This window comes from Nostoc sp. (assembly GCF_036917575.1).
In the GTDB taxonomy this organism is placed as follows: Bacteria; Cyanobacteriota; Cyanobacteriia; order Cyanobacteriales; family Nostocaceae; genus Nostoc.
Genome location: NZ_JBALDC010000050.1, coordinates 367,610 through 379,877 on the forward strand (window position 1 = coordinate 367,610; position 12,268 = coordinate 379,877).

Sequence of the window (12,268 nt, forward strand, 5' to 3'; positions counted from 1 at the left end):
CTACAATAAAATTGCTATATCTTCAGAAAGAAGACATATTACTAATCTCCGTACAACCAAGTTAGCAATATTAGAAATGCTATCTTAAAAGCAAGGTCATTTGCTCAGTTATTGAAGATAATACTATGACTACAACGCTCAAAGAGGCTAATTCTATTGAGTCATTGCTAGGTAAAGAGGCTGAAGACCTGCTTACCCATAAAGCAAAAGTTTCTCGTGATTTAATACATTTGCCGGGCCCAGATTTTGTAGATCGAATCTGGCTTAACAGCGATCGCAATCCTCAAGTATTGCGTAATCTCCAGTTACTTTATTCTACTGGTCGTCTGGCAAACACAGGTTATCTCTCGATTCTACCGGTAGACCAAGGGATTGAACACTCGGCTGGCGCATCTTTTGCACCCAATCCGATTTACTTCGATCCAGAAAATATTGTCAAATTAGCGATCGCCGCAGGTTGCAATGCGGTTGCTACCACCTTGGGGACATTAGGTATAGTTTCGCGCAAGTATGCCCACAAAATTCCCTTTATTGCCAAAATCAATCACAACGAATTACTGACTTTCCCCAACCAATTTGACCAGGTATTGTTTGCTGATGTGGAACAAGCTTGGAATTTAGGGGCCACCGCCGTCGGTGCGACAATTTACTTTGGTTCAGAGCAGTCTACCAGGCAAATTCAAGAAATTAGCCGAGCTTTTAAACGCGCCCATGAACTCGGTTTAGTGACTATACTCTGGTGTTATCTGCGGAATAACGCTTTTAAACAAGATAAAGATTACCACCTTGCGGCTGACCTCACCGGACAGGCGAATCATTTGGGTGTGACGATTGAAGCCGATATCATTAAACAAAAGTTACCCGAAAATAACAATGGTTACGGTGCTGTTGCCAAAGCCACTGGCAAAAGTTACGGCAAAACTGATGAGCGCGTTTACACAGAACTGACAACCGATCACCCAATTGATTTAACTCGTTACCAAGTACTAAATTGTTACTCTGGGCGTGTGGGGTTGATTAATTCTGGTGGCGCGACTGGTAAAAATGATTTCGCCGAAGCAATACGCACCGCCGTAATCAACAAACGCGCTGGTGGTTCAGGATTAATTTCTGGGCGAAAAACTTTCCAACGCCCCTTTGAGGAAGGTGTAAAACTGTTTCATACGATTCAGGATGTTTACTTGTCGCCAGATGTGACGATAGCTTAGGGATTGGGGATTAGGGATTGGGGATTGGGGACTGGGGACTGGGGAGTTACAACAATTATTTCCTTAATGCCCAATGCCCAATGCCCTATTGTTATCTAACGTTTCTCAGTAAGAAATCTGGCTGACCACAACTTTTTTGCGATCGCTTCAAAATCTCGGCGCTACAAATACCAGGTTCACCGTTTTTGGAATAACAAAAGAAGACTTCTTGCAAAAATCTTCCCGAACCTGAACAAAAAGGTGCTACACCATCAGCAGTAATTTGATTATTCGCACTCACAAATGAATTTTTAAAATTTGCAATTGTGGTACGCACGGGTTTATTAAGACGATTATAAGTTGCGGGAATAGCGATCGCATCTTTTAATTGTTTACTCAATCCCAAATATTCCGCAGGAGTTTTCCCCGAACAAGTACCATGTTTTTCCCACTCATGATCGTAAAGTTTATTACTAGGATACAAATTGGGAAACCGCCGCTTTACTTCCGGCGGTAGTTTTTGCGTGGAACAATTAGCAGGATAACCAGTTTGATATTGCGGCCACAAACCATGTAATACAAAACCAAGTTTCCTTCCAGAACCGCACTGCTGCTGGTCACGATTACCATTTGTCACACAATAATCCGGCGACCAAGAGAGTGTCAGGACATAAAAATCAAATTTACCTGGAGTACCGCGATTTTGAGCAATGGCAGCATTAGGTATAAAAAGACCAGTAATTAGCAGAGAAGATGCAATCAAAAGTTTCTTAATCTGCATAAAAACAGTTAGTTTCCACTAAAATTCAAGTTATATACGATACATTATCAAGAGTCAATAATCAAACTGTTTTGCGGAGTCATTAATCATTTGTCATTAGTCATTTGCTCCCTTACTTCTTCATCTCCCCAATCTTCGATTATCAATGAATTCAGAAAAAGCAAATCTTGGTAGGGATTCTAGGATATCCTTAAATAAGTGAAAGATTTGCCAAAAATAGTAAGAATGAAGCTGGCAGCAAGAGTAAGTCAGGTAACACCTTCATTAACCTTAGCGATCGCAGCCAAGGCTAAGGCATTGAAGGTAGAGGGAATAGATGTTTGTAGTTTTAGCGCTGGAGAACCAGATTTTGATACCCCGGCGCATATTAAAGCCGCAGCAGTCAAAGCTTTGGATGAAGGCAAAACCAAGTACGGTGCCGCCGCCGGAGAACCAAAGTTAAGGGAAGCGATCGCCCACAAGCTTAAAATTGATAACGGTCTTGATTACAAGTCAGAGAATGTCATCGTCACCAATGGCGGTAAGCATTCTCTGTACAATTTAATAGTGGCATTAATCGATCCAGGTGATGAAGTAATTATCCCTGCTCCCTACTGGCTAAGTTATCCTGAAATGGTGACTTTGGTTGGTGGGATTTCAGTAATTGTCCCTACAGATGCAACGACAGGTTATAAAATTACTCCCGAACAACTCCGTAAAGCAATCACGCCAAAGACAAAGTTATTTATCCTCAACTCCCCATCTAATCCTACAGGGATGGTTTACACACCAGATGAAATCAAAGCACTGGCGCAGGTAGTAGTTGATGCAGATATCTTTGTTGTCTCTGATGAGATTTACGAAAAGATTCTCTACGACGGTGCAGAACATATCAGCATCGGTTCTTTGGGGAAGGAAATTTTTGACCGCGCTTTGATTAGTAATGGGTTTGCGAAGGCTTATTCCATGACTGGGTGGAGACTTGGTTATTTAGCGGGGCCTGTGGAAATTATTAAAGCAGCCAGTACCATCCAAGGGCATAGTACATCTAACGTGTGTACCTTTGCCCAATATGGTGCGATCGCAGCGCTACAAAGTCCTCAAGATTGTGTCGAAGAAATGCGCCAAGCCTTCGCCAAACGCCGACAGGTAATGTTAGAAAGACTCAACGCCATTCCCGGATTGAGTACCGCCTCACCATCTGGCGCTTTTTATCTGTTTCCTGATATCAGCAAAACTGGTTTAAAATCCTTAGAATTTTGTGACGCTTTGTTGGAAAAACATCAAGTTGCAGTTATTCCCGGAATTGCTTTTGGCGCTGATGACAACATTCGCCTTTCCTACGCCACAGATATGGCGACGATTGAAAAGGGAATGGATAGATTAGAGAAATTTGTCAAGTCGCGTATTTAGTTAGTTGTCATTTGTCATTTGTAAGGAGAATTTATCAACTCTCCAACTTTTTAACTCCACCTTTTCGACTCAGAATAGGTGGAGTTGATTTTCAAGGTTGAAGTTCTGCACATTCTATACAAACAATTGCCCCACAGTGCAAACAAAATTTGGTAAAAGAGGTGAAGAGAGGTCATCTGTTGCGAATAATGTTGCCACTAATTTCAGGACTGCTTTTTCTCGGCGATAGACTTCAACTTGTTGTAATTGCCAGTTCAAAATCCAATATTCTTGAACTCCTCTAGAAGCATATAATTTTAGCTTGATTTCGCGATCGCGTCGCTCGTTTTGGACTCCAGGGGAAAGTACTTCTACAACCAGTTCTGGCGCTCCTGTTAAATGTCCTTCATTATCAAGTAAAATAACGAGGCGTTCTTTACTTATCCAAACTACATCAGGAATAACATTATCTGCATCAGTAAAAATAATTCCTGGATTAGGAACAGCTTCACCAAGACCTGTTGAGAGTGACCAAGTTCTTAATTCTGCATAAATATTACCAATAGCTTTTTGATGTCCCCAATGCGGTGCCCTAGTCACAAATAATTCTCCATCGATAATTTCGTAGCGATTACCGTTATCTGGCAATAACTCTAAGTCTGCACTTGTCCAACGTATCCGTTCATCAATGGTTTGGCTCATTGAAACCTCTGAAATATTGATAATAATATCTTAATGTCATTTGTCATTTGTTATTCTCCTTCATGCCCCTTCACCTCTACATCAATTTCATCTCCTGCAATCCCTGGCGTAGCCTTTTCGCCTCTTCGGGATTATACTTTTCGTGAAGGGCGATCGCTTTTTGAAAAGCTGTTAAACTATCTTGATGATTACCAATTTTCAGCAACACTACCCCTAAATTTTGATATGCTTCGGCATAGTTAGGATTTAAGGTGATTGCGTGTTGATAATATACGATCGCATCTGCAAATAAACCCAAAGCTTTAAATGTCATCGCCAAATTATAATGTCCAAAAACAAAAGTGGGATCGATTTTTAAAGCTGTGATATAAGCAGTTTTCGCACCGTTGAAATCTCCTGCTGCTTTGAGTAAGTTACCCAAGTTGTTGTATGCTCCTAGTTTGAGCATCGGATAAATTGGCAATTTGATCGCAGCTTGATAGTGAGAAATCGCCTGTGGGGATTTTTGTAACCGACTGTAAGCTATTCCTAAATGATAGTGGAGTTCATATAAAATATCATAGTTGTCTTCAGCAACGGTGATTCCATGTCTGAGCAAATCCATACCTTGAGAAATTTTCCCGGTTTGCACATACAACGCTCCTAATTTACTGCAAACATAGGGATCGTGGGGATGAGTTGCAAAAAACCCTTCCATCGCTGTCGCGGCTTTGGCATATTTGTTATTTTGAGCGATCGCACTTTTTTGATATCCTGTGTGTACAAGGGCAACGCCAGGTAAATAACCTATTTGCCAATGGGGTTCTCTGGTTAAAATTTTTGAGACACTATCATCTACCAAGGCATGGTAAGGACGGTCAAAATGAATATCTGGATGATTGCGGAATAGCCTGGAAACCATAGAATAGGGAGATTGTTCTGCACCAACTTCCTGACGCACGAGGTTGATGAGCAAATATTCATCTGTAGCGATCGCCTCTCGTAACTGCGGTACAATTGCTGGAGTCAGAGTTTCATCAGCATCTAATACCAAAATCCAATCACTAGTGACATATTTGAGAGCTGCATTGCGGGCAGCACTGAAGTCATTACACCATTTAAAATGATGGACTTTTGCACCGAGTTGTTGGGCAATATTGGGAGTGCGATCGATTGAGCCTGTATCCAAGACTATCATTTCATCCACTACCTTTCTCACACTGCTCAGACATTTAGGCAGTGTTGCTGCTTCGTTTTTCACAATCATGCATAGACTCAAACTCATAATTTAAAAATTGGGAGTGGGGATCAGGGAAATGAGGGGGATAAGGGAGATGAGAAAGCAATATCTCTACTTTTTATTTTCTTTGAGAGTGATAAACTCTGCATAGTAGAAGATTTGCCTCAATTGTGAAATGTTACAATCAAGGCTTTTATGTGAGGCAGAAACACTGACAAATGGTATTAATGATGACATTGTAATCGATAAACTATCAATATAAATAACCAGTGTCAATTTATGCTAATCCATCTGAGTTTACAGGTAATATAAAATTGCTAGCGTAAGCGTAGCCCGCCCTTAGATATCGCATCAAGAAGTATTACCTGAATCTTGTTTGGACTAACTGTTTAGCTGTTATTACCCATTTTTTTTGATTATATAACTATAATACACATTATCTAAATAGTCATATATGTAATGAAAAACTCACTTAGCAGAACAGCAAAATTACTCCGCAAAAATCTCCAAAAATATTTGCGATCGCTTAGTCGATGGCTGTCAGATACACCAGAAAGGGCACTTTTAGAAGCTTATCAAGCAGCTCAGAGAATTAAAAATATTGAGAGCGAACATTTTGATAACAAAAAAATATCTTTACAATCAGTCAATTATACTGAAAATGTAATGTCTTATTGGCAAGTATATCTGAATAAAAACCTAACTATTATTAAATTCAGGCTTGCAGAATTCCAACTTAGTCGTGGAATTATTAATATCTCTAATCCTGTCTTGTTAGAAAAATTGAAGGTGATTGATGAAGTAATAGAAAAATACGCCATGAAATATGAAACAATTAACGAGCTTCCATTATCTTCAAATTATCAGCCTTTAAACATCAATGAAAAAGAAGTTAAAAAAAGGTTAAAAATACCTAATATAGATGAAATTAAAGTTAAACCTCAAATTGAAAAAACTGGGAAAATTCCAAGCTCTATTGGCAGAAATATTAATAAAATCCAAACTGATTTAACACCGCAAACAGAAGAAGAGTTTATCAAAAATTATCGTATTTCCAAAAATAGAACAATAATTGCTTTGAAACTTTTGGTACTTCTAATTACTGTACCGCTTTTAACTCAATTTTTATCTAAAGAATTTATAGTATCTCCAATATTAGAAAGAGTTAGAGGAGATAACATCACTAAAATTTTCCTTAATTCTGATATGGAGAAAGAAGCGCTCCATGAATTACATAATTTTCAAGAAGCACTGAGATTTGAATATTTGCTCGATCATGCACCATCCCTTTCTTCAGAGATAGTACAAGATAAAATCAAAAGCAAAGCAGTTGAAATATCTGAAGAATTTCAGAGAAAAAGTAATGGTAATCTTGGTAATGTTTTTGCTGATTTAATATCACTATTTTCTTTTGGTATTGTTATCGCTATGAACAAAAGAGAAATATTGATTCTTAAGTCTTTTATGGATAATATTGTCTATGGTCTCAGCGATAGTGCTAAGGCTTTTTTAATTATTCTGTTTACAGATATATTTGTCGGATTTCACTCGCCAGATGGCTGGGAAGTCCTTCTTTCAGGATTCGCAGATCATTTAGGTTTACCAGACGATAGAAATGTAATCTTTTTCTTTATTGCGACATTTCCGGTAATTTTAAACACTATCTTTAAATACTGGATATTCCGCTATCTCAGTCGGTTATCTCCATCGGCATTAGCTACATTAAAAGAGATGGACGAGTAATTTATAATTATTCAACGCCAAAATTCGCTTACTTTGAGTAAAGAATATATTTTTTCCTATAAATCAATTAATTACAAATTACGAATTATTTTCACGCATTTGTCTTTTGATTCGCTAGGCTATGTATAAGTAGGTGGGCGTAAATATTTATCGTTGGGATAAGGCAGAAGGCAGGAGGGAAGAGGATTTTAGCCTCATTCATTTTTGTTAATATAGTTTGGTTTTATTCTGCTGACCTACTTATCCTGGTTTTTCCGATTATTCTAAATCATCGCTCAATTCTGACTCTTGAATCTTGGGTACTGAATTCTTATACCAATTCAATTAATGATTGCAACACATTTTTGAGTAAAGACGCGATTCATCGCGTCTCTACAAATGGTGTGTTTGTCTCATTTTTTTTCAAATCGGTATTATTATTAATAAATTATAACTTTCAAGAATTAATGCTGCAAAATATGCTTGTGTATTAATTAGCTGCTAGGAGATTTTATACATGAATCATGATGCTTTCATTGTTCCGCCAGGTTCAAAGATTTATCTGAAAAAAAACTATGACCCAGCTTATAAGACTGATTTTCATAAAAAAACTGATGCTGCCACTAAATTACAGGTAGATATTGAACGATTAGCTAATTACCAAAATATTCTCTATGCTCAAAATACCTATGCTCTATTGATTATTTTTCAGGCATTGGATGCTGCTGGGAAAGACAGTACTATTAAACACGTGACTTCTGGCGTTAATCCGCAGGGATTTCAGGTGTTTAGTTTTAAGGGCCCCAGTGCGGAAGAATTAGACCATGATTACTTGTGGCGCTCAATGAAAGCTCTGCCAGAAAGAGGAAGAATTGGCATATTCAACCGTTCATACTATGAAGAAGTGCTAGTGGTTCGCGTCCATCCAGAAATGTTGCAAAAACAACAACTTCCTCACTTCCCTGATGGAAAAAAGATATGGAAACAGCGTTTTGAAGAAATCAATAACTTTGAAAAATATTTGGTTGATAATGGTGTAATCATTCTGAAGTTTTTTCTAAATGTCTCTAAGTCAGAGCAGAAAAAGCGCTTTTTAGAACGGATTAACTCTCCTGAAAAAAATTGGAAGTTTTCAGATAACGATGTCCGAGAACGAGCTTTTTGGGATGATTATATGAATGCTTATGAAGATGTTTTTAATAATACTAGTACTAAATGGGCGCCGTGGTATATTATTCCTGCCGATCGCAAATGGTTTACCCGCCTGAGTGTTGCCAATATCATCTGCACAAAATTAGAAGAACTTAATCTGCAATACCCAACAGTTAGTGAGGAACATAAGCAGCAACTTCTGGAGGCGAAACGTATTCTAGAGCAGGAAGATTAACTTGTGAATTTGATTGGTAAAGGCAAAAAAATGCTGAAGTAGTTTAGAGTACAATGTAAAGTATAAATAAAAAGAAAAAATTTTAACTTTATTAATATTATTGTAATTAAAGAAGTTACACAGACAGTCATAGGCACAAAATCATGATTGAGATGGCAGAAAATGCCAAAAATCATCCACCTCACTTTAAGAATGTTGCCTTTGATATAGTGGCGATCGCAGCCTCAGCAGGCGGACTGACTGCTATAGTCAAAGTGCTATCAACTCTAAAAGCAGAATTTCCAGCCGCGATCGTTATTGTGCAACACCTGGCTCCCAAACATCCGTCATTCATGGCAGAAATTATTAATCGCCATACAGATATTATCGTCAAACAAGCAAAAGAAGGAGATTCCCTTACTCCAGGAACGGCTTACGTTGCTCCACCCAATCGTCATTTGCTGGTTAACCGTGACGGTACAGTTTCCTTATCACAGTCGGAATTAGTACATTTTTTACGTCCTTCGGCTGATTTATTATTTGAATCAGTTGCAGCTAGTTACAAAGACAGAGTCATCGCTCTTGTGCTAACTGGAACGGGTAGCGACGGCGCAATGGGAGTAAAAGCAATTAAAAAAGTGGGCGGTACTGTGATTGTCCAAGACGTAAAAACCGCCGAGTTTCCTGGAATGCCCTCCGCCGCAATTCAAACTGGCAATGTAGATTTTATTCTTCCTATTGATGAAATTTCTACCACTTTGGTAAGTTTAGTCTTAGGAAAATTTAACTAAACTGAGAGGCATAGGGACAAAAAAGCAGAGGAGATACAGCATTTTGCATCTAAATGAAGTACATTCTTACCCCCCTTAATCCTCCGATGTATAGCAGGAGGCAGGAGGCAGAGGGCAGGAGGCAGGAGGTAAAACCATTGCTAACTCTAGCATTTACCCCATCCTTATGTCCTAACCTATGTGACTACGGCTATTTGGGGGAAATTTATAATCTAGTTCCCTCCCCTTTCTAAGGGGAGGGTTAGGGTGGGGTATTTTTATACTTTATTAACTTGTAAGCTGCTGTATGTATCAGAGTGCAACCAACTTAGTGTCAATATAATTTAATGAGGCTTTGAACTCCATTAATGAAGCTCAGAACTCCGTTAATGAGGCTTTGAACTCCATTAATGAAGCTCAGAACTCCGTTAATGAAGCTCAGAACTCCATTAATGAGGCTTTGATACTCGTGAATGAGTCTTTGATACTTGTGGACGCAAATCAGAACTCCACTCCTTTGCTCACTGCGCCCAAGATGAAGTTAAAAGTCAAGAGTTAAAGGGCAAAAAAGAGCTAATGAACTCTTAATTATTTTCTTTTTACCCTTACAGGTGACACTCCTACGTCGCTAACGCCACTTGACGCCAGTCCACTCAAGTCGGGAGACCCTTGCTGTGCGGCTAGCTCCTTTCTGCCGGTGAACCCTAGTCGAGCAGTAGCTCACTTTTTACTTTTAGCTTTTGACTTACTAGCCCCTGCCTCCCCTGCTCCCCCTGCTCCCTGCTCCCTGCCCCCTGCTCCCCTGCCTCCCCTGCTTCCCCTGCTCCCCCTGCTCCCCCTGCTCCCCCTGCTCCCCCTGCCTCCCCTGCTCCCCCTGCTCTCCTAAACTATGACTTCCGCAGAAAAAGATCCTAAATTTGAAAATCTACTGGTTTATCTCAGACAAAGCCGGGGATTTGATTTTACAGGCTATAAGCGCTCGACTTTGATACGTCGGGTACTCAAGCGGATGCAGTCATTAACCATAGAAAATTTTGAAGACTATCAAGACTATCTAGAAGTTTATCCAGAAGAATTCAATCATCTTTTCAATACCATTTTAATTAACGTCACTGCTTTTTTTCGAGATTCATTAGCTTGGGAAGAGATAGCAGAGCAAATACTGCCTAATCTGATTAAGAATAAAAAAGAAGGAGAGCAAATCCGCATCTGGAGCGCTGGCTGTGCTTCTGGGGAAGAAGCTTATACTTTGGCAATATTGATGGCCCAAGTATTGGGAGCAGAGGAATTTCGCCGACGAGTGAAAATCTACGCCACAGATGTAGATGAAGATGCTCTCAACCAAGCTAGGCAAGCCGTTTATTCAGCAAAAGATGTCGAATCTGTGCCAGAAGAACTGCGGCAGAAATATTTTGAAATTGTCAGAAACCGCTATGTTTTCCGCCAAGACTTGCGCCGCTCAGTGATTTTTGGTCGCCACGATTTGCTTCAGGATGCGCCCATTTCACGCTTAGATTTATTAGTCAGCCGCAATACATTAATGTATTTTAATTCTGAGACTCAAGGGCGAATTCTGACCCGGTTTCATTTTGCACTTAATAATAATGGCTATCTGTTATTGGGAAAAGCAGAGATGCTATTGATGCATTCTAGTTTGTTTACACCGTTGAACTTGAAAAACCGGATATTTACTAAAATATCGACGGCTAATTTACGCGATCGCCTTTTAGTTATGACAAATTCCGCAGATGACGAATCAAGCAGTCGTATAGATCCAAATCTGCGATTGCGAGATATAGGTTTTGACACAGCCCCAATCGCCCAAATAGTCATTGATATCAATGGCACTCTGGTAATGGTGAACGAGCAAGCGCGGATTTTGTTCTCCCTTTTACCCAAAGATTTAACTCGTCCCTTCCACGATCTAGAACTTTCCTATCGGCCTGTTGAATTGCGATCGCTAATTGAACGGGCTTATACCGAACGCCGCCCTGTGAGCGTAACAAATGTAGAGCGCTATTTGTCTAACACAGAAATCCAATATCTAAATGTACAAATTACGCCTTTACAAGAAACAGACACTAGCTTTTTAGGAGTCAGTATCTCCTTTCATGATGTCACTCGTTATATTAAACTCCAAGATGCCCTGCAACGTTCCCAAGAAGAATTAGAAACTGCTAACGAAGAACTCCAATCTACCAATGAAGAATTAGAAACTACCAACGAAGAATTACAATCTACTAATGAAGAATTAGAAACTACCAACGAAGAACTCCAATCTACCAATGAAGAATTGGAGACGATGAATGAAGAACTCCAATCTACTAATGAAGAATTACAAACAATTAATCACGAACTGAACAAACGCACCACAGAACTCAATCGCACAAATATTTTCCTCACCTCTATTCTCAAAAGTCTGCAAACGGGAATAGTGGTAATTGACAACAACTTTAATATTTCTATTTGGAATTACATATTAGAAGATTTATGGGGCTTGCGAACTGATGAAGTGACCGGCAAATCTATCTTCAGCTTAGATATTGGGCTACCCGTCGAGCAATTGCGATCGCCGATTCGGGAATGCCTATCCGGGAAAAAGCAGTTTCAAGAAATGATCCTCAATGCTACCAATCGTCGGGGTAGGCAAATAGAATGTTATGTGACAATTACTCCGCTGCTTGGCATGGAAATGCAAGGAGCAGTTTTGATGATGGTAGATGTAGAGAAAGCCAGCAGTATGATTTCTACTCAAGAAATCGAGAAACGGCAGCAGCAGGAATGAAGGGGGCAGGGGGCAGGGGGCAGGAGGCTGGAGGTAGAACTATTACTATTCCTAGTAGTTCGCTTTCGTGACTTGGCGGGGTAAAGGGTAAGGGGGAAGGTGGGGCCCCCTTTGGGGATAAGGGGCAGGGGGAAAGGTTTTAAATCCCTTACCCTTTTCCCTTTCCCCTTTCCCCAGCCCGAAAAAGCGCATCTTTGGGTTGGCAGATTACTAGCATTGACGCTTGTCATTATGTCCTAACCTATGTGACTACGGCTATATACAGGCGCATTAGCTTATCCAAGGTTTTTTAGTGCAAAGCAGTTATTTAACTTTATTTGCAAAATATTCCGTTAAAATCAATTTGCTATAATACTCAGCCAAAT

General features: G+C 39.7%; 9 protein-coding genes. 6 read left to right on the plus strand and 3 right to left on the minus strand.

Going from position 1 to position 12,268, the window contains the following annotated elements:
- Positions 1-125 precede the first annotated feature (125 nt).
- Entirely contained in the window at positions 126-1,208 is a 1,083-nt protein-coding gene (locus tag V7K79_RS15035; protein ID WP_335048796.1) for a class I fructose-bisphosphate aldolase, read from the plus strand.
- 91 nt (positions 1,209-1,299) lie between these two features.
- On the opposite strand, the gene V7K79_RS15040 is transcribed toward V7K79_RS15035, so the two are convergent.
- Complete coding sequence (locus tag V7K79_RS15040; RefSeq protein WP_335048797.1) at positions 1,300-1,968, minus strand: ribonuclease T2 family protein; 669 nt, start codon at positions 1,966-1,968, stop codon at positions 1,300-1,302.
- Positions 1,969-2,193: 225 nt separating this feature from the next.
- Here V7K79_RS15040 and V7K79_RS15045 point away from each other — a divergent pair, with 225 nt between their 5' ends.
- Positions 2,194-3,360, plus strand: a complete 1,167-nt coding sequence (locus V7K79_RS15045) for a pyridoxal phosphate-dependent aminotransferase (protein WP_335048798.1) — start codon at positions 2,194-2,196, stop codon at positions 3,358-3,360.
- A gap of 114 nt (positions 3,361-3,474) precedes the next feature.
- Here V7K79_RS15045 and V7K79_RS15050 read toward each other — a convergent pair whose 3' ends face one another.
- Entirely contained in the window at positions 3,475-4,041 is a 567-nt protein-coding gene (locus V7K79_RS15050) for a Uma2 family endonuclease (RefSeq protein ID WP_335048799.1), read from the minus strand.
- Between the two features lie 76 nt (positions 4,042-4,117).
- Positions 4,118-5,305 carry a tetratricopeptide repeat protein gene (locus tag V7K79_RS15055; protein WP_335048800.1) on the minus strand — a complete coding sequence of 396 codons (1,188 nt, stop codon included), beginning with the start codon at positions 5,303-5,305 and terminating at the stop codon, positions 4,118-4,120.
- A 414-nt stretch (positions 5,306-5,719) separates the two neighbouring features.
- Between V7K79_RS15055 and V7K79_RS15060 the strand changes: the two genes are divergently transcribed.
- The 4 genes from V7K79_RS15060 (at position 5,720) to V7K79_RS15075 (ending at position 11,903) form a co-directional block, all read left to right on the plus strand.
- Complete coding sequence (locus tag V7K79_RS15060; RefSeq protein WP_335048801.1) at positions 5,720-7,003, plus strand: proton extrusion protein PcxA; 1,284 nt, start codon at positions 5,720-5,722, stop codon at positions 7,001-7,003.
- Between the two features lie 496 nt (positions 7,004-7,499).
- Positions 7,500-8,369 carry a polyphosphate kinase 2 family protein gene (locus tag V7K79_RS15065; protein ID WP_335048802.1) on the plus strand — a complete coding sequence of 290 codons (870 nt, stop codon included), beginning with the start codon at positions 7,500-7,502 and terminating at the stop codon, positions 8,367-8,369.
- 143 nt (positions 8,370-8,512) lie between these two features.
- Positions 8,513-9,139: a chemotaxis protein CheB gene (locus tag V7K79_RS15070; RefSeq protein ID WP_335048803.1), complete on the plus strand. Its 627-nt coding sequence runs from the start codon at positions 8,513-8,515 to the stop codon at positions 9,137-9,139.
- An 868-nt stretch (positions 9,140-10,007) separates the two neighbouring features.
- On the plus strand, positions 10,008-11,903 hold the full coding sequence (locus tag V7K79_RS15075; protein ID WP_335048804.1) for a CheR family methyltransferase: 1,896 nt from the start codon (positions 10,008-10,010) through the stop codon (positions 11,901-11,903).
- Positions 11,904-12,268: the final 365 nt, after the last annotated feature.